Source organism: Mesotoga infera (genome assembly GCF_900157305.1).
GTDB lineage: Bacteria > Thermotogota > Thermotogae > Petrotogales > Kosmotogaceae > Mesotoga > Mesotoga infera.
Window position 1 is genome coordinate 309484 of sequence record NZ_LS974202.1, and the last position, 26390, is coordinate 335873.

Sequence of the window (26390 nt, forward strand, 5' to 3'; positions counted from 1 at the left end):
GTACCGCAGGTTATCTTTCTTATGTTTCTTGCTATTTTCTACTTCTCTGTTTCCCTTGAGACCTCAACCTTTATACCGACTCCCATGGTTGTGGTAATGAAGGCTCTCTGCACGAAACGCCCCTTGGAACCGGAGGGTTTCATCCTGTTTATCTGGTTCAGAGCCGATACGAAGTTCTCAAGGAGCTTTTGGGGCTCAAAAGATTTCTTGCCTACGGGAAGATGAAGATTCCCGGTCTTGTCGTTCTTGACTTCGATTCTTCCAGCTTTGAATCCCTTCACCGCATCAACGACGTCGGTCGTAACCGTTCCAGCCTTGGGAGAGGGCATCAACCCTCTTGGGCCGAGTACCTTACCGAGCTTACCGATGTCCCTCATCATATCGGGTGTGGCGATCGCAACATCGAAGTCCGTCCAGCCACTCTGGATCTGCTGTACCAGTTCGTCGGAGCCTACAAAATCTGCGCCAGCCGATTTTGCTGCTTCGGCCTGTTCACCTCTAGCAAAGACCAGTACCCTGGTTTCCTTTCCGGTTCCATGGGGAAGTGAAACAGTTCCGCGAACCTGCTGATCGGACTTTGCAGGATCTATTCCCAGCTTGAGGTGCATCTCTACGGTTTCATTGAACTTGGCGGAAGGAAACTTCTTGAGAATATCTATACCCTCTTCCACCGAATAAGTCTTCATCCTATCCACAAGCTGTCTCGCCTGTGTGTATCTCTTCGATCTAACCGGCATTCAGATCCCCCCTCAACCTACTATTTCGATGCCCATGTTTCGCGCCGTTCCGGCGATTATCTTCGCTGCGGCATCTACTGTTCTGGCGTTGAGATCGGGAAACTTCACTTTCGCAATCTCCTCCAGCTGTGCTCTGGTGATCCTTCCGACCTTTGTCCTGTTGGGTATCCCGGAACCTTTCTGAATTCCGGCAGCCCTGAGAAGAAGGAAACTCGCGGGTGGAGTCTTCAGTTCAAACGTGAAGGATCTGTCGGCATAAACTGTGATGATTACAGGAAGTATCATACCGGCCCTGTCAGCGGTTTCTGCATTGAACTGCTTGCAAAAGCCCATAATATTCACACCGTGCTGACCCAGAGCTGGACCGACTGGTGGTGCTGGGGTAGCTTTACCGGCTTCAAGCTGTAGTTTAACCTGAGCCAAAATCTTCTTTGCCATTGGAAAAACCTCCCTGTGGTCTATCGGGCCTGAGCCCTCCCACTACTTCAGACTATCTTCTCGACTTCGGAAAGCCCCAGTATCACGGGGGTCTCTCTTCCGAAGATACTAACTACGACCTTTAACTCCTGCCTTTCGGGGTCAAGCTCGGTGATCTTGCCTACGAAGTCCTCGAAAGGACCGGAGTTTATCCTCACTATCTCGCCTATCTCAAATTCGACTTCTATCTTGATCGGTCCAACATGCTCTTCGTACTCTTCTATGCCAACCAGCCTGAGAAGAGCCTTCACTTCCTTGCCCTTAAGTTCAACAGGCTGACCTCCAACGGAGACGAAGTTGACGACGTTGGGCGTGTTTTTTACGAGGTTTTGTGTTTCTTCGTTCATTATCATTTCTATGAAAACATAGCCGGGATAAAGTCTCGTCCTGATTATTTTGAAGATCTTTATCTCTTTTCTTCCAGGAAGCTCCGACAGCTCGACTCTGCCCTCGGTCTTGGAGGTAACCTTTCTGGAATTGCCGAGCACATCACCCCTCTTTACAGTTGTACCACGTTTCACAAACCTCATATCGCAACTGTCGGGATGAATGAGATAAACATCTTCTTCGCCGTTCACACGTTCGATTACCACGCGTTTCATCTTCTGAGTGTAAACTATTTTACCGTCAAGCTCACAGAAGTACTCCCCACTCTTCGCAAGAGGCATACCCTGTCTGATCCTCGCGCCTGTCTTAACACCTGTCTCGATCTTGGCACTTTCGGGTATGTAGTAAGTTTTTGTGTAACGTCTGTCAACCGTTTCAATGAAGATGACTCTGTAATTTTTGACCTCGGTTATAGTTCCATCGTTCTTGACTTTTATCTCGAGTTCTTCCGCGACCGGTTCACCCTTGACAACATCCTGGTTCTCCTTCACGAGCAACCTGGCGTTGGCCGGAATTATATGTTTCTCCGCTGCTACGTTGGCTCTGTCGAGTTTAGTTTCTTCCGGAACCAGTATTTTACCGAAGAGGTGCGAAAAACCGAAAGACTCTATCTTAGTCTGAATAGCTTCTCTGATAGAGTTTTCCAGACCGGAATAAGTTTGAATTATGAACCACTTCTTGCGCACTACATATCACCAGCACATGGGCGTATCAAGCGCCACCGGTGAGAAAACTCAAAAGACTTCCTATAACGTTAGTGAAGAGCACATCGAGGAGTCCAAGGAATACTCCGCAGACGATTAGAATCACGATTACGGCACCAGTCGACGAGACCATCTGCTGCCTGTTAGGCCATGTAACCTTCTTCACTTCACTTTTCACTTCGGAAAGAAATTTCCAGAATCTTGCCTTGGCCATGGGATTCCTCCTATTTCAACAGATAGTCCCGAACCTACTTTGACTCTTTATGCTCAGTATGTTTTCTGCACTTCGGGCAGAATTTGTTCGAGTCAAGCTTGTACTTCTTCTGGCGATTTTTGAACCTGTAGTAATTTCTCGTTCCACAGACTGAACACTTCAAAGTCACCAGAACCTTGTTTCCCTTCGTCTTCTTTGCCATTGCATGCACCTCAACAGTAGCAAAATTAATGGTGGTAAGGGGTGGGTTTGAACCACCGAAGGCGTTCCGCCAGCGGATTTACAGTCCGCCCCCTTTGACCGCTCGGGCACCTTACCACCGATAGTTAACCTATGGAGCCAACGAAGGGACTTGAACCCCCAACCTGCTGATTACAAATCAGCCGCTCTTCCGATTGAGCTACGTTGGCCCGACGCACGATATTTATTATAACCAATGACTGGAGCCCTGTCAACAAGGAGGAGAAAAATAAGATGACTACCCTTGCTGAACGTAGATCTTCCGGGACTTTACTTGACTTTTGGAACGAGGATCATCAACATCTCCTCGTTCCTAATTCTTATATACCCCTCTTCCAGCTCCTTGAGTGCGACAGTAATTTTGTCCCCGGCCGCTCTTACAGTTGCCGAATCGAGTTTAGGTCTGCCGAAGTCTTCGAGGTCTTCAGCCCTTTTGGCCGCTGCAACTGGAATTGCATACTTGTGTCTTATTCTCTTCAGTAGAGAATCGTAGTTAATTATCATTCAACTGACTCCTCAAAAAGAAATTTCTCGCCTTTAGCCCTGATGATTCTATCAACCCGCAGCCTTTCAGCTGTTATTACCGCTTCAAATTGGCTTACCGACTGTTTTAAGTTATTGTTAATTACTATATATTCGAAGTGTTTGACCTGTTCCAGTTCCCATTTGGCATCTTCGAGACGAACTTTAAGAGATTCCGAATTCTCCGTCCCCCTTGAGGTGAGCCTTCTGACCAATTCTTTGTAAGAAGGAGGCGCGATGAAGATGTATATTGCGTCTTCCAGGCTCTTCATAATCGAAATGGCACCCTGTATATCTACATCCAGAAGAACATCACGACCACTATCTGTACAGCTGCCGACAAACTCTTTCGAAGTTCCGTAGTAGTTGCCATGGACTTTCGCCCACTCGAGCAGTTCTTTCCCCTCGATCAAAGATTTGAAGGTTTCTTCGGAGACGAAGAAATAATCCTTTCCATCTATCTCTCCGGGTCTTATCTTTCTGGTGGTGTAAGAGACCGAAAACACCAGATTGTCGTTTCTAGCTAGAATTTCCTTCAGTATGGTTGTCTTTCCGGCCCCAGATGGACCGCTCATAACGAAGACTAGTCCCTTCATTCCTCAAAACTCTGTCCCGATTCCCGGATATCTTCGAGAAGCTTCTCGATATCACTGAAGGTCTGCATGAATCTGGAAGCTATCGTCTCTGGTTGAATCGCCGATAGTATGATGTGATTGCTGTCCGTAATAACGATCGCCCTGGTTTTTCTGCCGTATGTTGCATCGATAAGTTTCCCCTCGTCCTTCGCGACTTCCTTCAATCTCTTCAGTGGAGCAGATTCAGGGTTGACTATCGCGATCACCCTGTCTCCAATAATGACATTTCCGAAACCCACGTTAATGAGTCCGTACAAGAAGAACACCTCCCACTACTCTATGTTCTGTACTTGCTCCCTCAGCTTGTTCACCAGAGTCCTGCCCTCAACAGATAGAGCAGATATTTCGAGCTTCTTCGATTTCGAAGCCACCGTCGATAACTCCCTATGCAACTCCTGACAAATAAAGTCCAGCTGCACGCCGCAGTCGTCGTCGTTGGAGAGAATTTCCCTGAAAGAAGCGATATGAGAATCCAGTCTCACCAACTCTTCTGATATATCGGCCTTTTCAGCCAGAAGAACCACTTCCTGCTCAAGCCTGTTCTCTTCGAGCTCTCCATCGAAAAGCTTTTCGACTCTCTTTTTAAGAAACTCTCTGTAGTAACCCACCATACCGTCCGACATCTCTTTCAACTGCGATGAGATTTGTTGTAACTTATCGAGATAATCTTCCAGGGCCTTCAAGAGGTTGAGTCCTTCCCGTTCGCGATCGCGATTGAGTGATTCCAGAGCTTTTTCCAGAACTGGAACCACTGCGTTCCACACTCTTCTCGCCAGTTCTTCCGAGGGCCTACTCCTGAGTATTTCCTTGAACCTCGTCATAGAATCTATCGAAACCTCTCCGTCGAGGCCAAGCCTTTCGGCTATCGCCTTCAGAGAGGTGTAGATCGATATTGCCGTGCCAAAATCCGGCTTCAAAAGACCGCTGTCTTCAATGAGCGAAATCTCCACTCTGGCTTTCACAGTACCCCTTTTGATTCGTTCCTTTATATACCTTGAAACATCGAGTTCCAGTTCGGCAAAGGTCTCCCCCGAGTTAACGTCGAGGTTCAGGTACTTCGAATTAACTGTCTTGAGTTCGACAAGAACGTTAATACCGTCAACCACACTCTCGGCTCTTGAATAACCGGTCATACTTCTGATCAAAAGAATCACCTCAAAGACAGTTATGTCTAACTACAGTCAATTATAACCGTTAAGAGCTAAAATTTCAAAAGAGAGACCGATTTCTTCAGCCTTTCTACTAAAATCTCAAGTTCTTCAACCGTTGTGAATTTCGACATACTTATTCTCAAAGAGCTGGAAGCTATCGCGGCCTCCAGTCCCATGTTATCCAGCACGTACTGACCGCTGTCGTTTCTGGAAGAGCAGGCCGAAGATATTCCCACATAGACGCCATCGGTTGATAGCGCGTTGGCAAGGACTTCGGATTTCACACCAGGAAAAGAGACATTCAAAGTGTTGGCGACCGACCTCTCTGCAGTGTTCACCACCCCGCCGATCCTTTCGACCTCCAGTTTCAACCTCTCCTTGAGTCCCTTGAGTTTCGCCGTTATAGCCTCCATCGAATCGACGGCCCTTTCCATTGCGATAGAAGAAACCACAATTCCCGGAACGTTTTGAGTGCCAGATCGTAAGGCCTTCTCCTGTCCACCTCCGGTTACAACCGCGCGTATGGGTGCGCCACGTTTTACATAGGTAATGCCTACTCCTTTCGGTCCATGGAACTTGTGGGCCGAAAAGGAGGCGAAGTCGCAGAAAGCTTCAGCCGGTGTGAAGGGACATTTCCCTATGGCCTGTACGGCATCGACGTGGTACAGGACACCTCTACTCCTCAATGCTTTTCCCACCTCTTCGAAAGGCTGGATAGAGCCTGTTACATTGTTCACCGCCATGAGGGAGACCAGAAATGTCTCTTCATCTACCATTTCGAGCATTTTTCCGCTATCGATTATCCCGTCACGACCCGGCTTAATCTCCACCACATCGATCTCGTGAGTGTTTTTCAGATCCTTCAGAGTATTCAAAACTGCCTTATGTTCTATCGCCGATGTGACCACCTTTTTCCTTTTACCCCTGAAGGAGATACACGAGCGTAACACCCAGTTGATTGACTCGGTCGCACTTGAGGTGAAAAAGATCTCTCTGGGATCGGCCATGAGAATTCGGGCTACTCTCAGACGCGCTTCTTCAAGCATCTTGTTCGCCTTTATCCCCATAGAGTGAATGGAGTTAGGATTTCCATATTCCTCGGTGCAGAGACTCAGCATTTGCTCGGCCAGATCTTTATCCATGGCTGTGGTTGCGTTATTGTCGAAATAGCAGATCAAAGATCGATCATCTCCTCGAACTCGCTCTCGGTAATCACCTTTATACCGAGCGATATGGCTTTTGCTTCTTTTGAGCCAGCCTTTTCTCCCGCTATAAGGTAATCGGTGTTCCTGGAAACCGAGGCTGCTACCTCTCCGCCAAGAGAAGTGATTAACTCGTGTATCTCGTTTCTAGAATAATTCTTGAGTGTTCCAGTTACGACAAATTTCAGCCCTTTAAGCGGCTTCCTGGCTCCAGACTCTTCCTCCAGTGTGTTCAACTGAGAGCGGAGAGCGTCGATCTCACGCTTCACGGCTTCTCTGGAGAAGAACTCCCTTATAGACTTCGCGAGCTCTTCTCCTATACCCGTAACGGATGTCAGTTCATCGATAGAAGCCGTCGCCAGAGCCTCAAGATTACCGAAGCGTTTTGCCAGATCCCTCGCCAGTTTCGTTCCGATCCCGGGAATGCCCAGGGCGGTGATTAGCCTGTGAAGAGGATTCTTTCTGCTCTTTTCGATCGACGATAGCAAGTTCTCGGCCATTTTGTCGCCCACACCTTCACCAAGTTTCAGTATATCTTTCTTCGTGAGTCTATACAGATCGGAAAAGTCACTCACAAGACCTGAATCAACCAATCTTTCCACGAGTCTCTCTCCCAGTCCCTCAATATCCATGGCGTCGCGAGAAGAGAAAAAGGTTATGCGTCTGATCAACTTCGCCGGACAGAGAGGGTTGAGACATTTCAACGCCACTTCGCCTTCCTTCTCCCGTCCAACATCGCCACCACATACCGGACAGTTCGAGGGCATCTCGATCTCGATTTCTTTACCATCTCTCTTTTCCTGTATACTTTTTACGATCTGCGGAATTATCTCACCGGCCTTCTCGACGATAACCGTATCGTTTATCCTTATGTCGCGATCCCTAATAAAATCGAAATTGTGCATGCTCGCTCTCTTGACAGTCGTTCCGGCCAGTTGAACCGGTACAAGCTCGGCGACCGGCGTTATATTTCCCAGCCTACCTACCTGAAAAGTTACTCCGGTGAGCACGGTGCTCACCTGTTCGGCCGGAAATTTAAAGGCCATCGACCATCTGGGAGCCTTCGCCGTGTATCCCAGCTCCTGCTGTTGTAGATAGTCATCGACTTTGACAACCACACCGTCGATCGCATAGTTGAGACCACCCTTTCGGGCGGTCCACTTCTCCCAGTAAGCAACTATCTCCTCTGTACAGCTGGCAATCTCATGGTTGGGCTCAACCCTGAATCCCAACTCACGCATGAATTCGTAGAGCTCTTCCTGACTCCTAACGCCGTAATTCATCGGTTCTACCACCTGGTAAAAAAAGGCGCTTAACCTACGTTTCAAGACCTGCCCCGGATCTAGCTGTCTCAAAGTGCCGGCAGCGGCGTTTCTGGGATTGGCAAAGACGGGAAGCCCTTCTGAAATTCTCTCCCTGTTGAGCTCGTCGAAAACATCCTTCGGGAGGTAAACTTCACCTCGCACTTCGATGTCCAGACTTTTTCTGAGTCTCAACGGTATAGATTTAATGGCCCTTATGTTCGTGGTTACGTCCTCACCGACAAAACCGTCTCCCCTGGTTGCTCCAAGTAAGAGAACACCCTTTTCGTACTTCAGTGAAATCGACAGCCCATCGATTTTCAGCTCGCAGGCATAACGAACCGATTCACTACCGAGAGCCTCTCTGACTCTCTCGTCGAACTTCGCCACTTCTTCTCTGGAATAGGTGTTGTCAAGTGAGTACAATCTGTGCGTATGTACAACCTGACGGAAGGATTCGACGGGCTTCAAACCGACCCTGGCGCTTGGAGAATCTGGGGTGGCCAATTCCGGATAGCGTTTTTCTATATCTATAAGTTCTCTCATTAGTTCGTCGTATTCGCCGTCGGATATGACGGGATCGTCCAGAACAAAGTATCTGTAGGAATGATAATTGATCTCTTCTCTCAGCTTTCTCAATCTTTCTATTGTTTTCTCGTCAGCTTGCAAGATCTTCCCTCCTAAAAAAGGATGACCACGGCGATCGCGTACTCTTTTTCGTGAGATATACTCACAGTTACGGCCGAACCAGCGATCTCAAGAAGGGTTACGGAAGGATCTGGAGAACCGTCTTCTTTTGAGAGGAATTCAATGGCAGAGAACGGTATATCCTGTCTGCCAGATGCTTTCACGAAGGCTTCCTTGGCCGCAAAACGCCCCGCCGCGAATTCCCGTTTCCTCGATGGATTGCCGAGGGAATCGTAGATCCTCTTCTCTTCTTCTCCAAGGATTCTCAGGGCTATCCTCTCCGTCATTCTGGATATTTTTATTATATCTATTCCCGCTTTCATAAGCCGTTCCCTCAGACCTCCACCACGGTGACGCCGCTTCCACCTTCGCTGGTTGTTCCAATTCTGAAGTTTTTCACACCTTTTGCCTTGCGCAGATAGTTCCACACACTCTCTGCCAGTTTTCCCGTTCCCTTTCCATGTATTATGTATCCCTGCTTCAAACCGTTTCTCCTAAGGGATTGAATGAAATCCGACACCAGGATCGGAACGTCTTCAGTGTAATTTCCGCGTATATCTATCTCCGAACTTGTTATGGGAGACTGAATTTCGAAGGAGACCTCATCGACTGCTCTATTCACTTTCCCGATAACCCTTATTTTGGAGACCGGCACTTTGATCGTTATCTTTCCTGAATCTACGATAACCCTGTCGCCGTCGATCGCCGAAACCTCTCCTTCTGTACCACCATCAAGAAGTCTGACTGTGTCCCCAACCTCTGGGATTTCTTCGTTCTTGTTGACGGCGAAGCTCCTGTTCTTTTCAATCTGGATTTTCAGATCTTGCAGTTTCTTGACCGCCGAAATTTTATCTCGCTCTCTTTCCGATCTGGAAAGGCTGATCGAGTTTTCTATCTCTTTGAGTATTCGACCCAGCTTTTCTTCCAGAGAAGCCATCTCTTCGCTGACTTCCCTGTATCTCTTCTCTTTGATAAGAGAAAGCTTCTCCTCGAACTCTCGGGTTCTGCTCTCCAGTTCTCTTTTTATGTTCTCCAGGGTTCTCCTCTCTTCCTCGAGAGTCGACCTCTCCTTGTGGAGTTTGCCTATCACGATTTCGAGGTCGCGTGCATCACTGTCCATGTATCTCTGTGCCTTGTCTATGATCTCCGATGGAAGACCGAGTCTTTTCGAGACTTCTATTGCGTTGGAGGAACCGGGAATTCCCATTAAAAGTCTGTAGGTAGGTCTGAGAGTGTTTACGTCGAACTCAACACTGGCGTTTTCCACATCTTCCCTTTCCATAGCGTACAACTTTATAGGGGTCAGGTGTGTCGTGAGTATTAACCGGCAGTCGGTCGATAGGAGTTTCTCTATAATCGCTATCGAAAGCGCCGCCCCTTCCACCGGATCGGTACCTGCTCCCAATTCGTCCAGCAGGACGAGGGAGTCGGCGTCCGTGCTTTTTATTATATCTATGATCCTTGAAATATGGGAAGAGAAGGTACTGAGGCTTTGTTCTATGGATTGCTCGTCTCCTATATCGGCGAATATGCTTTTGAAGTAGGGTATCGAGGAAGTTTGATCGGCCAGCACCGGCAACCCGCAAAGCATAAGCAATACGGAAAGTCCGATCGTCTTCATGGCAACCGTTTTTCCTCCGGTGTTCGGGCCGGTTATGAAGACACCGTTTATCCCATCTCTCATGTGAAAGGTTATGGGAACGACTTTATCGTCTTCTATGAGCGGATGACGTGCCTCTCTCAGCACGAAGTTCCTGTCGTTCGACGGTTCTATGAAGACACCCCTCCTCTTTCTGGCGTATCTGCATATTCCGTAGAGACTATCCAACACTCCCAGCGCTTCAAGAGAAGGTCCGAGCCTTTCAAAAGTACCCTGGAAAAGAAAAGTCAGCTCTCTGAGTATTTTTCTAATCTCCTCTTCTTCTCGCGATTGAAGAATCTTGAGGGTGTCGTTCAGCGAGATCAGCTCCTGCGGTTCGAAATAAACGGTCGCCCCACTGCTCGAAGAGCCATGTATTATACCCTGGTACTCGTTCTTTTTACCCGAGGAGAGGGGGAGCACATACCTTCCATCCCTGCTCAGGACGAGAGTGTCGGTCAGGCCGTCTTTGTAGCGTGACATGATAGAGTCCAACCTGTTCCTAAGGTTTCTGGTAAGCCCTCGAAGCTCGTTTCTTATCTCTCTAAGTACCGGGGAAGCCTGGTCCTTCACGAGTCCCTCTTCGGAAATTTTCTTTCTAACCTCTGCAATAAAACCTCTCTCGCACGATAACAGCGAAGCCACCGCCACCACGTTTGGGCTGGAATCGGCCAGGGGTTCGAAGAACTCCTTTAGTCTGCAGGTGTTTTCCATGGTAGTTGCGCATCTGTTCAATTCCTCGCCTATGAGCGTATAGCCAAGGTTGACTTTTTCGATGTAAACATAAAGATCGTGGAAAACCGAAAAGGGCGGTTCACCTTGAATTCTCATGATATTTTCGAACTCGCTGGAACGCTTGTAAAGAAGAAGGGGATCCTCAAAAAAAGGTTTGAGCGACATCACCCTTTCCCTGCCGTACCTGGAAACTGTTTTAGACGCGATCTCCGAAAGTACGGCTTCGAACTCCAGAAGGCGAAGAGCCACACTATTGCGTGATGAATCCATCTGGCAGGACCACCTTTCTGACTATTCGGGGCATCAATTTCTGGCGGTTGCGCCTGTCGTATATCGATATGATGCCGTAAACCACTGCGATGGAAGCGAAGGCCAGCCCGACGGCCAATCCCTCGGATTTCAGGAATGTGTTAACAACTATCAGGACGGCGAGAAAAACGATTAGAGGAATACCGTACACTATCATGGCCACCCTGGTGGCGGAGAGCTTTCCGGTTTCTATCTCAACTGTATCGCCCGGTTCGACTTCGATGTCGTTTCTCAATGCCTGAATAGTGACTATTTTATCGCCCTGCGAAACACTGCAGCTGTTTTTGGAGCCGCAGCTCGCGCAGGCTTGAGTGCGAGCCTTTTCGAGGAGCACGGTATCCCTTTTCAGCTCCTTGACAATTGCCAACTCTCTCATGCTTGATCCTCCGTTAGAACCGGTAAGTTATCTCTCCACCGGTTTGGAATACTGGAAGTGTCTTCTCCCCGAAGAATTGTTCGATCTCCAGTCCTACGCTTATACCGAACGACAGGAAACCGACACGCACATAAAAAACGGGAGATATGGAGTAGAATAAACCGAACTTGCCGAAGTTCAAGACCAGAAAACCGGCCCTTGACACGACTCTCAAACCGGCCGAAGATTCGCCGGTGAAATCATAGGCCTGACCAATAAAGATCTTCAGAACCGTATTGAAAAAATCGTTCTGGAAGTAATCCCTGGAAGAGACCGGTGAAACGAAAGAAACGCCCCCTCCGAGTTCCAGAGAATTCTTGCCACCGAAATCGAATAGGTAGGCCACACTTACACCATCGTACACGAACGATGGAGTTTCTTTGCCTACATTGGTGAAATGTCCGCCATCTATTATTATCGATGGAGCGCCCGTACAGAGAATCGATATCGTCAGAAGCACAGCCATCAGATACTTCTTTACCATCGATCACACCTCCAGCCCACAAAATTATAGCATGGTGGTTACTCAGTCGCGAGAAGAGGAATTATCTGAGGATACTCGCCAGATAACCGACCGTACGGTATCTATCGCCTATAATTTCGCCGCTGGAAGTGTTTTTGAGAACTTTCATTTCCGTGAACATACTTCTTACCGCAACCATTGGTCCCAATCCACAGGCACTTATACGTTCTTTTCCGGCCAGGCTGTACGCTTCTTCGTATTTCCCGTCTACCAGAAGCTGGACCAGTCTGGAATCCTTCTTCATCGTTGTTTCGTGAGGCTCGTAGTGGTTAAGGTCAGAGGAGGCTATTATCAACAAATCCTCTCTATCGCCTATAGAATTCTTTACTATATCGCCCAGAATCAGTGCTAGCTCAAGCCTCTGATCAGTCATCACGATCGGAACTATGCTTATTTGAGAATAGACGTACTGGAGGAAGGGAAGCTGCACTTCTATTGAATGCTCGTAGAGATGCGCCGACGTATCTGCCTGAATCAGGCCCTTAGAGTTGTCTATCAGCTTTCTGCAGAGATCTTCATCGATACCCACTTCTCCAAAAGGAGTCGACCAGGCCCCATCAGTCCAGATAGACAGTCTGGTACCTAGTCCAGTATGATTTGGACCCACTATCAAGACAACAGCCGGTTGAACCAACAGAGAGGCTTCGTAGTATCCCCAGGCCGCCACGGGGCCGCTGGCCATATAGCCGGCATGGGGTACTATGAGACCGGACAATCCTCTCTTCTGCCCTCCGCCGGTCGGCAACATCCCCGGACCGGCCGGGTGCAAAAAGCAATTTTTTATCTGAATCTTTAGATCCTCGCTGTCGCCGGCGTAAAACTTTCCGCTGACAACGGGTTTTCTCGTCAAGGCTGTACCACCTCCGCCGTGATGAAGATAACAAGCTCTCTCTTATCGGTGGTCTTGGTCTCGGTGGTGAAAAGCTTACCGATGAATGGCAGATCGCTCAAGAAAGGCATCTTGTTGACATTCACGGAGTCTTTGTTTGCTACCAGTCCACCGATTGTCAGTGTATTGCCATCACCAATCACAAGTTTGCTCTTGGCCTCTCTGGTCTTTTCACCGTAGAGCGTTCTGGTGCCATCGACATATTTCTCGGGTTCGCTGACCTTTATATAGAGGTCGAGAAGAATCTTCCCATCATCGTTGACCGTGGGAGTTATGCGTAACTCGACACCGGTGTTGAGATTCTCTATGGTCTCGATTTCCACCGGCCGACCATCGACGTACTCTATCTTTTTCACCAGATATGGTATGGTGTCTCCTATATGAATGGTCGCCTCTTCACCGCTCATCGAAACTATCGAGGGGCTGGATATAAGGTCGGAATCAGCGTCTCTATCCTTGAGATCGGCACTGATGTTGGCATTTGCAGTGTTCACTATGCTGTCCAGTATCTTCGAGATATCGAGGTTTTCGAAGATCTTGAAATTCAGATCGATAGAACCGTTCTGGATTATTACATCGGGATTCGTGATTTCCAAGGACGTGGTGAAATCTCTCTGCATCTCATCCACTAACGACTTATCCACTAGTTTGGTCTCTATTCTGACCTGCTTCTTCGGTTTGGCCAGAGAACTGGCGATTTCGTCGAATATGCTGTCCACTTTGGACTTTGCGAGCCCTCTAACTACTATGTAACCGTTGACCGGGTCGGAAAGAACCTCTCCGCCGTAGAATTCGATCAGTTTCGTCACTTCTTCGACGTTGTGGTAAACGCGATATACGAGCTCTATGTCCGTCGCTTCCTGACCGGACTTCTGTTCCTTCTTAGTTACGGCGTATATATTGTCTATCCTGCTTATGGAGACGGGTTTCGTAGCGTTGATAACCTTAACCAGACTTTCCCAATCGATCTCTTTGACGGACATGGTTATGTTTTCATCTATCACATCTATGAACAGCAAGGGAATATCGAGCTTTCCCGCTACGACTCTAAGCAACCTTTCGAGGTCCTGGTTAACCACATCTATGCCAATCTTTGACCCGCTGACTGTAACACCCTTCTCGACTGGATCCACGGCCTTCCTGGACTCTTGAACATTCTTTATCATCGCTTCGGCGTTGTCTAGAACCATTGAGCTCTTGGATTTAAGAAGTATCATCTGCAGGTTCTCGAAGGTCTGTACCGTCAGGCCATCTATAGCTTCTCTGAGCAGAGAGGCGAGCTCCTGAGGATCTACCGTTAGATCAGTAACGTATCTGGATATCTCTCTGTCGGCCGCTGCTTCTTCAATCGTTTTTGTTAATTTCATCAGGGAATCCGGATCTCCTATGAGCAGCCATTGTTTATCCAGTTCCACGAACTCCGCCTTCAGGTTCAGTTTGCTTATCATTTCCGAGAGTTGAATCTGCGTCACCAGACCTTTGTCGATCCTAACGGATTCTCTGGCCGCCTTGTTGGCAATGAACAGGAGCGCTTCCTCGGCCATAGCCAGGTCGTTCTGAGCACCTATTCCAACTATCCTGCCTGCATATTCGATCACCGAACCCAACTTTATACCGGCGGCTTCAAGGTAGTTCTGAATATCCACCACACTCCATCCACCAATCACCGGAAGCTCATAAAAAGTTTGTTTCCCGCTTCCATTCTCTTCCATGGAAGTGCGAAGTTTTTCTAGAAGGTTTGTGGAAGCTTCGATAGCGTTCGCCTTGCCTACAAATATCAATCTTCCGCTGAACTTTCCAATCGTTACCTTTATGCCTATCTCTTCGAGAATGTTCCGTAAAGCCTCCAGATCAAGCTCCTTTTCAAGTGTAGGACTAAGGGCAACAATACTATAATCCAGGAGCTTTTCGCCGGCACCGGCCGCCTGGAAAATCACGGTTATCAGATTCTGTACATCCTCGGCGGCACCAACCAGCATATAGCGAGATGGACTCACCTGAATTATAGAAACGTCCAGTAAGAGATCTTCGGCCATTCTCTGTAGAATTTCGGGATCCAGGTTCTCGGGAAGGTCTACGTACTCGAAGTGTACACGCTGGTTGTCGTCTATGTAATTAACAGCCGCCTGTGCCAGATCGATCGATTCTGTATCGCCTACCAAAAGATATCCACCGCTCACATCGTATATTCCTGCGAGTCCTATTCCCTTGGCGGTGAGATACATGTTTAGAGTAACTGAATCTATTCCAGTGATGGCTTTGATGAACCTGAACTGGTTTATCACACCAGTTTTCTCAACGACCAGTCCTTTAAGAATCTCCTCGAAACTCTTCAAGTCCTTTTCCGTTCCTATCATGAAGACTCTATCACCGACGATCTGGAACTTCAACTTCAATTCCATCAAGCCCGCGATCGTTTCGAGCTGGCCGATCTCAGTTCCGACCGGCATTGCGAAGGTTACATACGATATCGATCCATCGGTCGATGTACCGCTCGCGTCGATGCCGATGCGGAGTGAAGATATCAACTGCTGTCCCTTGCTAAGGGAGTCTTTTGTACCTACCATGATGGCGTAATCGCCGGCTTCTATCAATCGAATAGGTATCTGTATGGACTCGAAGGCCGTCTGGAGCTGCCCGATAGTTAAATTCTTGGGCAGTATCGTGATAGTATAGGATAGCGGCTCTTCGGTACCGCCAATGTCTTTGGACAGCGATTCGAAGACATCCAGCGCAGCTTTTACACCCCCTTCACTACCGGTGAAAACCATCCAGTCCTCGTTTTCCAGGATTTCAACAGATATCCCGATGAGCCTGAACAGCTGACCCAACAACTGCGTCGTTACTCCTTCCTTTATTTTCACGATTTCGTAGGTGTTTCTCTCACCGGTATCGCCGGTGGAAACCATTATCAATTTTTCAAGAAGCGACTCAGCTTCGTCCAGAGATTCGGTCTTTCCGGCGAGTAACAATACATTACCCACTTGCAAGAGTTCGAGTTCGATACCGGTCTTTCCCAGCGCCTTTTCCACATCGAATAACGTGAATCCCGACGGCAAAGAAAGTAGCCTGTATGCCTTCTCCACAGATTCGGCCGATTGTTCGGGTCTGAAGATCTCGACGAGTCTCCTGGTCTCTTCTATGTCCGCAATACTTCCCGTTACGAGGAGTTTATTGCCGTTCCTGATGATAGTGCTGGGGATCTTCAAGGAATTTATAGCTTCGTTCACAACGTCGATATTCATATCAGCCGGTACGTCGATGACCTCATAAGCGAGCTTCATCACCTCGGGCCTGCTACTGGTGCCATGTAAATCGCTTATTACACTTACGACCTTCGGCAGAGATTGTGGATCTCCCACCAGAATTAGCACATTACCGACCTGCGTGAGATCGGCCTCAAGGCCTATCTTTTCGAGAATGCCAGAGAGAGATGCAAGATCGAAGCCTGTCGGCATCGAAATCGTCGTATACTCTCTGGTAACATACTGCACCGGAACTTCCTCTGGTCTGAACTCTGAAAGCAATTTCTCGGCCAGAGCGTTCTCTTCACTAGTTCCTACGAAGACTATAGAATCGGAAACCTGGACGATCCTGGATGATATCTTGAGCGAATCCAGCAGCGATTCGAACTCGGTCAGTCCTACACCGGACGGAAGCGAGGATATCTTGTAGGAGACCGTCTCTTTGCTTCCGCCTTCCAGAGCGCCCGATATATTAGTCATAAGACTCTTGAAGGAATCCACACTGCCCGTAGTTCCTATAACTACAATATTCCCGGCAACCGGGATCATCTCCACGTTCAATCCGAGCCTCTCGGCCAGGAGACCGGCTTCTTCCATTGTCAAAGTCTCTGGAAGTGCAACGACGGAGTAGATCTTCTCAATGTCTTCTAGGGCTTCCTCCGGTCTCAAATACTCAACGATATCACCCGCTTTTCTGAGATCGCTGTCAGGACCAATCAACATCAAGCGACTATCGATCTGAACTGTGGATATGCTCAGGCCCATATCGGTCATTATCTTCTGGAACTTTTCGAGGGTTAATTCCGCGGGCAGATCGATAAGAGTGTAGGAAAGGGCCTTCCCAAGTCCGCTCCTGATAATTTCGTCGAGCATAGCAATGGCCATTTTCACGTCTTCTTCAGGCCCCGAGATAGACATGCTCTGTCCGAGTCTCGTGTAGGAGAGGTTGAATCCAGAAGACAAAAGTGTATCGCGCAACTCTTCAAATTCCATACCTGAAGGAATGGCGTAAAGCTCAGTTGCTTTCTTGATCTTTATATCCAGATCGTCAAGAAGAGCTTTCACCTTCTCAAGATCCTTTCGAACACCAATCAGAAGATAACCCCGACTACTCTCCTGGAAAACCAGAACATCCACATTCATGGCCTGCAGGAAATTGCCCAGGATTTCTCCAGTCCAACCTTCAAGCAAAGGATAGAAGGCAACAGTGGTCTCAGTTGCAGTAGAAGTGGAATCGATCTTTTTCAAGAGATTCTTGAGGGAGTTCAGTTCCGACGGTTTGCCGACGGCGACTATGCTATCTCCTTCACCGTAAACTTTGATGTTTATCCCCATACTCGCCAAGATTTCTCTCAAATAATCCAGGTCAACTCCAACGTTCGTGAGCGTCTCTATCTGTGGAGCTTCTTCTGCCGGCTGTTTGACAGCAACCTCGTTCAATATGCTCCTCAGATTCGATATATCCTGTTCCTTACCGTATACTACGAAACTGTTTCTCATTTCAAACACCGAAACATCGAGTTTCAGGGTCTCCTTGATACCGTTTAGCTCTTCGAGGGTGACCTCTCTGGGAACTATCGCGGTTATTCTGTGCTCATCGACGATATCGTTCCTGATAGTCAAGAATCTTTCCAGTTCACTCTGAGTGCCGATCATCACCAGCTTTCCAGCGACAGAAAGGGGATAAACGTTCAGGTTGAACGCTGAGATCACAGACTGAGCTGCTGCAAGATCGAACCCGTCTCTGATTTCTAGTGCGAGGTAGCTCTGCACCCCGGGAACTATTTGAGCCTCTCTTCTAGACAGAATAGAGGTTGCCGTTTCCCTGGCTCTATCTATCGCTCCTTGTACACCTACCACGATCGTACCCGTCGGGGTACCAAGGATGTCCACCGTAATGCCAAGTCTTTCGAAGATCGCTTTGAAATTCTCGATCTCCTCGGTTGGAATGTCTATGAACGTGAAGAGAATTTGATCCCCTGTCTGTGTGATCTCAACATCTTCTTTCAGTTCATCTAAGACCTTCAATGCCTGCAAAATGTCTCTCTCTGGACCTATAAGCATGGTCTTTCCATCTGTTATGACAACGGTGACCGAGAGTCCCATTCTTTCGAAGAGAAGTTCCAAATTTTGAACTGAGGGAAGTGAATCCACAATTCTGTAATGAGGTTTCTCCAGTCCGGTCAGTCTCGAAAGCTCTTTCTGTATCCTGTCCAGTACTCCCGATGGACCTACAATCAGATAGCCCGATTGGATGGAAGTTATACTTATCTTTGCCCAATCCTTTTCTCCGAGATAGCTTCTGAGATAAGTGGTCAGTTTTCCTTCTTCCCAGCCGACTAAATTGTTGAACAATCTCGATTCCGTCGTCTCGTCTATTTCCAATTTGGAAAGTATTGATTGCACTACTTCTAAAGCCTTGTCAGTCTCAAGCTCTTCACCAACAAGAATTACTCCCGAAGGCGAAGAAAGCAGTTTCACCGGGAGCTTCAGGTTATCGAGAATATTCGAGAATTCATCCATTTTGTCGATCGGTATTTCCGTAAAGACATACTTCAATTTTTCGTCGACGGCTATCACATCGGTTCGGTCGCTTATGGAACTTATTATATCTACGGCCGAATCGATTGCCTCTCTGTAACCCACAATAATCATGTTGTTTCCATAACCGATAACGGTGACGGCTATTTTCATCTCTTCGAGTACCTGCCTGACGATTTCCAGTACTTGAGAGCCGGCCTCCAGAATTGTGTACTCGTATTCACGCGAAGCGACAGGTGATTCAACATCTCTTCTTAGCATCTGGATCAGATCCACCGTTCTAGTAACGCTCTCCTTCTTCCCGACCACGAGGTATCTGTCCTCTATCGGGAGAATGGTGACTTTCAGGCCCAGTCTCTCCAGCAGTGTGCCAAGCTCTTCTATCGCAGGCAGCTTCTCTTCCACTATGTAGTACGGGTCTTCTATGCTCGTCAGTCTCGTCGCTTCCTTCTCCATCCTGTCGAGTACTTCCTGTGGTCCTATCACTATGTATCCGCCAGTGGACGGAGTTATGGATATCCTTCCGAAATCATCCTCCCCAAGGTAGTCCCTGAAGTAACCCGAATACTTGTCGTCGCTCCAGCCCGGAACCACTGACAGCACGGTCGAGACTCTGACACTCTCCCCAACCTTGCTCTCTATCTCTTCCTCCCTCGCCAGTATCGCGTTGATTATCTCCACCGCGCTCTTGACAGCCTTCTCCTCTCCTATTACCAGCACTCCTGAGGGTGAAGAGAGAAGATCCACTTCGTACCCCAGTCTCTCGAGTATCCCGCCGTAGCTTTCTATCTGCGAGCTCTCGACTCCCACGAAAGAGTAGGTCACTTTCTTCTCCACAGGTGTCTCTTTCAATCTCTCTGCTATCGGCGTAAGCAGTTCACGCCCCGCTTCCAGATCCTTGCTGGAGCCTATCATCACAACGTTGTTGCCTATCTGGATCAGCTGTACCTTCACCTTCAACTCTTCCAGTGTTCTCTCCAGTGAGTCTATGTACTGGGCTTCTATCTCCACGAATTCGAAGCCCTGCGGCTCTTCCACCGCAGGTTGCATCCCAGCCTTCAGCGTTGAGATGAATTGTGAGGCCTTCTCCACGCTCTCCTTCTTCCCGACCACGAGGTATCTGTCCTCTATCGGGAGAATGGTGACTTTCAGGCCCAGTCTCTCCAGCAGTGTGCCAAGCTCTTCTATCGCAGGCAGCTTCTCTTCCACTATGTAGTACGGGTCTTCTATGCTCGTCAGTCTCGTCGCTTCCTTCTCCATCCTGTCGAGTACTTCCTGTGGTCCTATCACTATGTATCCGCCAGTGGACGGAGTTATGGATATCCTTCCGAAATCATCCTCCCCAAGGTAGTCCCTGAAGTAACCCGAATACTTGTCGTCGCTCCAGCCCGGAACCACTGACAGCACGGTCGAGACTCTCCTTGGCTGTTCTCCGGCCGAACTCATCTCTACTTCTTTTGCAAGAACCGCATTCACAGTTTTCAGAGCCTTTTCGACCTTTTCTCCCGTCCCCACGATCAGGACGCCCGAAGGCGATTGCATCAGTTCAACACCGGCTCCAATTTTATTCAATATGGCCTGGTAGCTTTGAATATCGGCCAATGGAATTTCTGTAAATGTATAAACTGGCTCCTCAACCTGAGGGCTGATCCTCTTACTCATTATATCCGCGACTATACTGGAGGCCTTTTCTATTGTAGATCCAGTTCCTATGGCGACCACACCCGAAGGTGAAGATAGTAGTGATACATCTACTCCCAGTCTATCCAGTATCTCCTGGAGACTCGCAGTGTCTTCATCTGGAATATCTAGAATCCTGTACTCCAGAGGTTCTTCCTCCACTGTCTCTACAATTAACGATCCCAGAAGTCTATTCAATATCTCTCCGGCCCTCTGAACCGCATCTGATGAACCGATTATTATCGCCGAACTGCCCATCGGAACGAGATCTACTACTACACCTAGCCTGGCCAGTAATCCCGTTAGATCCTCAACGGGCGGTAGTTTCTCCTTCACAACGAACTCGGGATCTTCAAATTTTCTAATTCTTTCTAGTTCGCTCTCTATAGGTTCTTTGAGATCTAGAGGCGTGAGAACTACATATCCACCGACCGATTCGAGAATCGATATCCTGGCGAAGTCATCGGCACCCAGGAAGAAACGCGCGTACTGTCCGAAATCTTCTGTGGTCCATCCTGGAATGTTTTTTATCTCTATCGATACTCTACTTTCACGATCTATCTCCTGTGCCTGAAGGCTCTTGTAGAGAGACTTGAACTTCACGAGATCTTCTTCGCGCCCGATAGCTATGAGTTTGTCGGAGATGCCAAGCAATGAAATATCGTATTCAAATGTCTTCAGTAACGGCGTTAAAGCTTCTACACTGAGTCCCTGGGTCAGTGGTAGCAACAGGTAGCTCTCGTGTTTCTCTTTCTGTGGGATTTCGGGAACTTCTCTCGACATCAGCGAGTCGATTAGGCCGATGGCTCTCGAAAGCTCCTGTGGAGCCCCGATGGCGATGACGCCAGTTGGGGTTTCAAGAAACTCAACCTGTATTTCGAGTTTCTGCATGACCGGTAACAGTTGATCTATCAGAGGTGCTTCGATATCCACGAATCTGTAGTCAGGTTCGGGTTTTGAGTAGAGGCTCTCACGGTGTTTTAAAATTGATTCAATGACACCTGACGCCTCTTCCAGTCGATCGGCCTGACCTATAACTATCGCTCCCGAGGAAATTCCCACTATATCCACCGGAATGTCAAGTTTATTGATCACTGACGCGAGAACCGGTATATCTTCGGGTATTGTCTCGATCAGGGTGAAGCCAAGTTCTGCCGGAGGTTCTTCCTGGGTAGCACTGTCAGGATAGATAGTCTCGACTATCTGATGTAAAATATCAGAAGTGCTGATCACGTTTTCTTTTGTTCCAACGATCAAGTATCTGTCTTCCAGAACTATTATGTTGACTTTTATACCGAGCGTAGCTAATAACTGCTCGAACTTGTCAAGGGCGGGAATGCTCTTCTCTATGGTGAAGAAGGGGTGCTCTAGCTGGGCCAGTCTCGAAATCTCCGTTTCAAGTTTCTTCACTGTCTCCTCCGGACCGACTACGATGTAACCTCCAGCTGAAGGTGTGAGCGAGATCCTAGAGTACTCGTCTTCCCCGAGGAAGTCGCGGAAATAGTCGAAAGTCTTCTGTTGATCCCAGCCCGGAACCACCGACAGCACGGTCGAAACTCTGACACTCTCCCCAACCTTGCTCTCTATCTCTTCCTCCCTCGCCAGTATCGCGTTGATTATCTCCACCGCGCTCTTGACAGCCTTCTCCTCTCCTATTACCAGCACTCCTGAGGGTGAAGAGAGAAGATCCACTTCGTACCCCAGTCTCTCGAGTATCCCGCCGTAGCTTTCTATCTGCGAGCTCTCGACTCCCACGAAGGAATATCCGATTTTACCCTCCGCAGTATTGTCAACTATCTGTGCTGAAACATCGTCCAGGATCTCTTTTGCGGCATTTACTTCTTTCTCTAGACCGACGATCACCATGTTGTTTCCCGCTTCTATCAGTCCAACTTCGATCTTCAGACTGGAGAGGATACTTTCTACAACGCCCTTAAACTGAGGATTGACATCGGAAAATCTGTAAACGTACTTCACATCACCTGTATCCAGATCTGTCTTGAGTGTGTCGATCAGCTCTCCGGTTTTAATTACATCGCTCTCGGTGCCGACGATAAGATTTTTCTCTCCTACCGGTAGGATGTTTACGTTCAACCCAAGTCTTTCCAAGAGTCTGCCTAGCTGATCAACCGGTGGCAGAGCATCCTTTACCAGATAGAAGGGGTCCTCTATCTCCGACAATCTGACGACTTCGGTCTGTATCTTCGTCAGAGTTCTCTCCGCTCCTATGACTATAAAGCCGCTAAAGGAAGGGGTTATGGAGATTCCGGCAAATTCGCCCTCTCCAAGGAGGCTTCTGAAGTAATCTGTGAATTTGTCCTCCGTCCAGCCCGGTATATTTTTTACGATCATCGATACTCTTTGACGTTCATCACTCTGGACAATGGTTTTCGCTTCACGTTCCAGTATGGCCTCTATTATCGGTCTGGCTTTATCTATATCTTCTTCGGTTCCTATAAGAAGGACACCAGCTGGAGAGGAAAAGAGTTCGACATTCAAACCAAGTCGCTTCAGAATCTCGCCGTAAATGGCAACGCCATCTGAAGGTATATCGACAAACTCGTACACTATCGAAACTTCTTGCGAGGGTTTCCTTTCCAGAATATTGTTGGCTATTTCGAGCGCCTTGTTCACCTGGTCTTCCTTGCCTACGATCAATATTCCTGCAGGAGATTCAAGGAGCGCAACCTCTATATCTATACTATCGAAAATAGGCACGAAGTACTCCATATCTCCGGAAGTTATGGCGGATAATTTGAAAATCTGTGGTTTTGTCTGCTCTGGAACTCCCAGAGTGTCAACCAATTTAGTTATCAGCTCGCGCGCTTTGGCAACGTTCTCCGAAGAACCGACCACGACACTGTAGTCTTCTACCTTAAGTATATCGACGATGATTCCCAGTCTCGCGAGGAGGTTGTCTATTTCCGTTATGTTTGGCATTCTCGTTTCTATGGAATAAGAGGGATTCTCGATCCTTGAAAGCCTTTCGAACTCTTCGCTAATTGCACCTGTCATCGATCCGGGAGCGTTCAATATATATCCTTTGGAAGTCTGGATCAGAGAGATCTCTTCTACCTTTTCGCCAAATACAACTCTTAGGTAAGCAGCGAGCCTGGTAGGATCCCAGCCGGGTATACCGGGTAGCTCTACGCTCACTCTGGCATCTTCAACACTTTCACTGGAGAGAATCTCTCCGTAAAGCGCGTTGAAGCTGTTTAAGTCGTATCTGTCTCCGACCGCAACGATCTTGTCGTACACTGGAGTGAAGGTAAGATCGTATCCGAAGACCTGCACAACTGATTTGAGCGAATCAATGCTGATGTCGCTTCTACCACGGAATATCATATACCCCGTTTCTTTATCGCCCTGAGTAGGGGTAACCGACTCTTTTTTAAGAAGATCCTCTACCAGTTTTTTGACGATTCCCAGATGGACGTCGCTTCCAATACCAACGATTCCGGAAGGGGTATCAACGAAATCCACTTCGATCTTCAGTTTCTCGACAATCGTTTTGAGGCTTTCGAGAGAGCCGGGGTCCACATCCACGAGGCTGTAGCCAATAGGACCGGTTTCAAGAGGTTCAAGCCTTGAAAGTATTGATTCCACCACTTCCATGGCCTTCTTCAACCTTTCTTCAGGGGCGACTGCGGCAACTCCGGTTGGTGTATTCACGAACTCAACGGGTAAGTTCAATTTCTCGAGAAGCTCTGATAGACCAGCTACTTCTCCATAAGGGATGTTTACGAAAGCGTAGTTGTAAACGGTACCGGGAACTGTCACTTCTCCTCCGACCGGCAGGCCGCTGCCAAGCTGACTTATAAGTCGGGAGACCTCTTCCACGTTTTCCTGAGATCCGACAACCATGAACTGATTATCTACGGGAATTATTGACACAGCGATGCCCAGTCTCTCGAGAAGCGACTCGAATTGACTCAAGGACGGTATCGACGACTCAAGTCTATAAAAAGGATTCTCAAGCATTCTGAGCTTTTCGGCCTCACCATCCACCGTGTTCAAAAGACTTTCCGGTCCTACTACTATAAATCCGTTTCCAGACCTTGTAACTGTGATAGTTGCAAATTCATCCGGTCCGAGAAAGTCTCTTAGATATGTCTGGAATTTATCGAGGTCCCAGCCTGGTATCGAACCTATCTGAAGAGAAATTCTGGCTTCCTGTTCCGAAAGATTTTTCTCGATCATTTCGACTATCCTGGGGACTCTTGTCTCTATGATTTTCGCCAATTCCGAAAGTCTTTCCGGATAACCCCTCAGAACTATCAATCCTGCGGATCTGATGAATACCTTCGATTCCTCGGGATTCAAGAGTGTATCTATCAGCTCTCCCAAGCCCGAGTCATAGATCTCCGGAGCCACTTCGAGTATAAGATCTTCGGTTTTTCTGAATATCTGTTTCTCTCTGTTCTCCAGTTCCACCAGGGCTTCATCGAGTATATCCGAGGGAGCATAGATGTAAATGAGTTTTTCGGATATCTGCTCCAGAGAATACTCGTCAACAACCAGACCTCTTGAAGCGAAATAGGAGTCGAAAAAGCTCTTGACCTCGTTGAAAGTGTTTTCTGCTTTGAGCTCTATATAAGTGTTCCTGTAATCTTCAAATGTGATTCCTGTGAAAAGGCTCAAAACGTACTGAGCCGTTTCTATGGAAGCTTTCGAACCTTTGATTATGTACCCTTTCTTCTCGCCTATGGTCTCGATTACGGCACCTGTGATTTTTTCGACTTGCGATATCGTTTCTTCAACAACGGGCATATGGTACTTTATCACCGAGTAAGTAACCCCTTCGGATATCTTGCTAAACGATTCCATAGTCTTTTCGACGAACTCGACCAGGTATTTCGGCAGATCGAAGGTCACTTTTCCAACCGGTTCGAACGTCCTGTCAACGGTTACACTATCTTTGGAATAGCTCTGGAGAAGGTTCAAAATCGTTCCAACTATCGTACCGTCGCCTGGTAAGCCTGAACCGGAACTACTGCCAAGTCTCAGAACGTCTTCCACTAGAAAGAAGTTTTCCGGCAGAGTGTAGGTTATCCTGATCCTGCTCGAATCGAGTTTCTCGGACGTGAGATTCTTCCTGTAGAGCTCCAGGTATTCGAGAAGCTCATCGACGTATTTACTGTTGCCAGAAAGTATTATCCTGTTGAACTGCGGTATAGTACTTATGGTGACGGAATCGGAGAAGAGAATGGAGTTTAGCTCTCTTGCAAGCGTTTCGTAAGCCGTCAGTGGCTCAACTCCGGTTGATGTTGCCTCAGAAGGCGCAGTAAACTCTTTCGTGACAATGTTGGTGGTAAGTAAAGATGAAAGCATGAAATGTGTCTGGAGATCTCCAAATACCATCAGCGAGGCTTCGTTTGGTAGATATTCTATGAAACTGTTTACGGGAAGCGTCTTTCTAAGTCTTTCCACCTGCTCCGAGACCGTTTCTCCATCGACATTGAACTCCACACCGATATAAGTTCTCCAGAAAGTGTTGACCAGTTCTCTCACTTCATCGGGAGTACCCAGATAAAAAGTACCGTCGCTCAAATATGCATATGCCACCTTGTCACCGAGCGAGGTTAGGATGTTTCGAAGTATCTCTTCTGGTAGAGCCAGGTTGAAGCCTACAAGTATCTTCTCGTCTCTCACGCTTGGTGAGAGTATGTAAGAAAGGTTCAATATCTCCTCTGAAAAGAGATAGGTCATCGCGCTGGCGATGGTCATTCCGTAAGTTGTGAATTTATCTATATCCACCTCGGCACTCGACCGGAAAAACCTTATGATCACAACGTTTTCCCTTACGATGATTTCCGGTTCGACTCTAGCGGGTGTGAGCAATGCGGTATTAACTGAGAGTCGTGACGGTTCCTGCCTGATCCACAAACCTTCAACCGGTCCCATCCGAAGAGGAAGATTCATATCCTTCCCATTCACACCGTTCAGAGAAAGCGAGTATATCGTCTTCGACGGGTTTGACTGGATGTTGTACGATTCGACGAACGGTTCGTTGAAGACCAGAGTAAGGGTAACGGATTCAACATCCATCGAAGGAATAACCGAACCCAGTTGATTCGAAAATGCTAAAGCGATGGCGCTCAGAACCACGAAGAGAACCGCGACTTTTCTCACAGAAATCACCCCATATTTACCCCTA

At 47.9% G+C, this 26390-nt stretch carries 17 protein-coding genes, 2 tRNA genes and 1 other annotated feature (1 of these 20 running past the window's edge); all 19 genes read right to left on the reverse strand.

Annotated elements, in window-relative coordinates:
* Positions 1–19 (reverse strand) — a sequence feature (ribosomal protein L10 leader region) (it extends 105 nt beyond the left edge of the window).
* A 19-nt stretch (positions 20–38) separates the two neighbouring features.
* Positions 39–737 (reverse strand): 50S ribosomal protein L1, encoded by a 699-nt coding sequence (gene rplA / locus MESINF_RS01420; RefSeq protein ID WP_169698186.1) that lies wholly within the window; start codon positions 735–737, stop codon positions 39–41.
* 12 nt (positions 738–749) lie between these two features.
* Positions 750–1175 carry a 50S ribosomal protein L11 gene (rplK, locus tag MESINF_RS01425; RefSeq protein ID WP_169698187.1) on the reverse strand — a complete coding sequence of 142 codons (426 nt, stop codon included), beginning with the start codon at positions 1173–1175 and terminating at the stop codon, positions 750–752.
* A gap of 47 nt (positions 1176–1222) precedes the next feature.
* Entirely contained in the window at positions 1223–2287 is a 1065-nt protein-coding gene (nusG, locus tag MESINF_RS01430; protein ID WP_169698188.1) for a transcription termination/antitermination protein NusG, read from the reverse strand.
* 25 nt (positions 2288–2312) lie between these two features.
* Complete coding sequence (gene secE, locus MESINF_RS01435) at positions 2313–2519, reverse strand: preprotein translocase subunit SecE (RefSeq protein ID WP_169698189.1); 207 nt, start codon at positions 2517–2519, stop codon at positions 2313–2315.
* A gap of 34 nt (positions 2520–2553) precedes the next feature.
* On the reverse strand, positions 2554–2721 hold the full coding sequence (gene rpmG, locus MESINF_RS01440) for a 50S ribosomal protein L33 (RefSeq protein ID WP_169698190.1): 168 nt from the start codon (positions 2719–2721) through the stop codon (positions 2554–2556).
* 29 nt (positions 2722–2750) lie between these two features.
* A tRNA-Tyr gene (locus MESINF_RS01445) sits at positions 2751–2837 on the reverse strand.
* Between the two features lie 16 nt (positions 2838–2853).
* A tRNA-Thr gene (locus tag MESINF_RS01450) sits at positions 2854–2929 on the reverse strand.
* A gap of 100 nt (positions 2930–3029) precedes the next feature.
* Complete coding sequence (locus tag MESINF_RS01455) at positions 3030–3263, reverse strand: DNA-directed RNA polymerase subunit omega (RefSeq protein WP_169698191.1); 234 nt, start codon at positions 3261–3263, stop codon at positions 3030–3032.
* Positions 3260–3877: a guanylate kinase gene (gmk, locus tag MESINF_RS01460; RefSeq protein ID WP_169698192.1), complete on the reverse strand. Its 618-nt coding sequence runs from the start codon at positions 3875–3877 to the stop codon at positions 3260–3262. The genes MESINF_RS01455 and gmk overlap by 4 nt, the downstream gene beginning before the upstream one ends.
* On the reverse strand, positions 3874–4173 hold the full coding sequence (locus MESINF_RS01465) for a DUF370 domain-containing protein (protein WP_169698193.1): 300 nt from the start codon (positions 4171–4173) through the stop codon (positions 3874–3876). Before MESINF_RS01465 ends, gmk begins: the two co-directional genes overlap by 4 nt.
* A 15-nt stretch (positions 4174–4188) precedes the next feature.
* The gene (locus MESINF_RS01470) at positions 4189–5061 is read right to left on the reverse strand and encodes a YicC/YloC family endoribonuclease (protein ID WP_169698194.1); all 873 of its coding nucleotides are present in this window, start codon (positions 5059–5061) and stop codon (positions 4189–4191) included.
* Positions 5062–5117: 56 nt separating this feature from the next.
* Complete coding sequence (locus tag MESINF_RS01475) at positions 5118–6245, reverse strand: cysteine desulfurase family protein (protein WP_231936802.1); 1128 nt, start codon at positions 6243–6245, stop codon at positions 5118–5120.
* Complete coding sequence (gene ligA / locus MESINF_RS01480; protein WP_169698195.1) at positions 6242–8239, reverse strand: NAD-dependent DNA ligase LigA; 1998 nt, start codon at positions 8237–8239, stop codon at positions 6242–6244. Before ligA ends, MESINF_RS01475 begins: the two co-directional genes overlap by 4 nt.
* An 11-nt stretch (positions 8240–8250) precedes the next feature.
* A complete protein-coding gene (acpS, locus tag MESINF_RS01485) occupies positions 8251–8580 on the reverse strand; it encodes a holo-ACP synthase (RefSeq protein WP_169698196.1) in 330 nt (109 codons plus the stop codon).
* 11 nt (positions 8581–8591) lie between these two features.
* Complete coding sequence (locus tag MESINF_RS01490; RefSeq protein WP_169698197.1) at positions 8592–10901, reverse strand: endonuclease MutS2; 2310 nt, start codon at positions 10899–10901, stop codon at positions 8592–8594.
* On the reverse strand, positions 10882–11316 hold the full coding sequence (locus MESINF_RS01495; RefSeq protein ID WP_169698198.1) for a SoxR reducing system RseC family protein: 435 nt from the start codon (positions 11314–11316) through the stop codon (positions 10882–10884). Before MESINF_RS01495 ends, MESINF_RS01490 begins: the two co-directional genes overlap by 20 nt.
* Before the next feature lie 13 nt (positions 11317–11329).
* The gene (locus tag MESINF_RS01500; RefSeq protein ID WP_169698199.1) at positions 11330–11839 is read right to left on the reverse strand and encodes a hypothetical protein; all 510 of its coding nucleotides are present in this window, start codon (positions 11837–11839) and stop codon (positions 11330–11332) included.
* Between the two features lie 61 nt (positions 11840–11900).
* A complete protein-coding gene (gene amrB, locus MESINF_RS01505) occupies positions 11901–12728 on the reverse strand; it encodes an AmmeMemoRadiSam system protein B (protein WP_169698200.1) in 828 nt (275 codons plus the stop codon).
* A complete protein-coding gene (locus MESINF_RS01510) occupies positions 12725–26365 on the reverse strand; it encodes a type II secretion system protein GspD (protein WP_169698201.1) in 13641 nt (4546 codons plus the stop codon). The genes amrB and MESINF_RS01510 overlap by 4 nt, the downstream gene beginning before the upstream one ends.
* Positions 26366–26390 lie beyond the last annotated feature (25 nt).